The 309-nt window shown below is 45.0% G+C and carries 1 protein-coding gene; it reads left to right on the top strand.

The genetic code is table 11. The features are described 5' to 3' along the window. On the top strand, positions 1-309 hold a 309-nt coding region (locus tag KI356_RS28935; RefSeq protein ID WP_212937082.1), incomplete at both ends, for a hypothetical protein.

The raw sequence follows: 309 nt of genomic DNA, 5'->3' as shown, positions 1-309 counted from the left end.
GCGAACTTGTTGCCATTCGCGAAGAGATTGAGCCGTTATTGATCATTAACAACAGCCATTATTTACTGGATGACGCGGTCAATAATTACATCACCGTAAAAAATATCATTACGGCTGCCGGTATCGTACAAATAAAACATTTTCTGGCGACGGCATTTATTCGCCAGCAACCGGAGCGTTTTTTCTCTGCCCCCGGAAGTTTTCATTATTCGAATGTACGCGGTGAAAGCTGGCAACATATTACCCGGCAAATTTGTGCGCAATTAGTGGCCCAACACCATATTACCGCCGATGAAGCGCAACGGATCA

This window comes from Bacillus hominis, from assembly GCF_018332515.1.
GTDB lineage: Bacteria > Bacillota > Bacilli > Bacillales > Bacillaceae_G > Bacillus_A > Bacillus_A hominis.
This window is presented reverse-complemented; position numbering and strand designations above follow the sequence as displayed.